At 48.9% G+C, this 501-nt stretch carries 1 protein-coding gene; it reads left to right on the top strand.

Features of this window, described 5'->3' with window-relative positions; translation table 11 throughout:
• The coding region (gene bla, locus DQ356_RS11160; protein ID WP_114304563.1) for a class A beta-lactamase at positions 1-501 on the top strand (501 nt) is incomplete at both ends.

The raw sequence follows: 501 nt of genomic DNA on the forward strand, positions 1-501 counted from the left end.
TGGGTGCACGAGTGGGTTACATCGAACTGGATCTCAACAGCGGTAAGATCCTTGAGAGTTTTCGCCCCGAAGAACGTTTTCCAATGATGAGCACTTTTAAAGTTCTGCTATGTGGCGCGGTATTATCCCGTATTGACGCCGGGCAAGAGCAACTCGGTCGCCGCATACACTATTCTCAGAATGACTTGGTTGAGTACTCACCAGTCACAGAAAAGCATCTTACGGATGGCATGACAGTAAGAGAATTATGCAGTGCTGCCATAACCATGAGTGATAACACTGCGGCCAACTTACTTCTGACAACGATCGGAGGACCGAAGGAGCTAACCGCTTTTTTGCACAACATGGGGGATCATGTAACTCGCCTTGATCGTTGGGAACCGGAGCTGAATGAAGCCATACCAAACGACGAGCGTGACACCACGATGCCTGTAGCAATGGCAACAACGTTGCGCAAACTATTAACTGGCGAACTACTTACTCTAGCTTCCCGGCAACAAT

This window comes from Chryseobacterium lacus, from assembly GCF_003336205.1.
GTDB lineage: Bacteria > Bacteroidota > Bacteroidia > Flavobacteriales > Weeksellaceae > Chryseobacterium_A > Chryseobacterium_A lacus.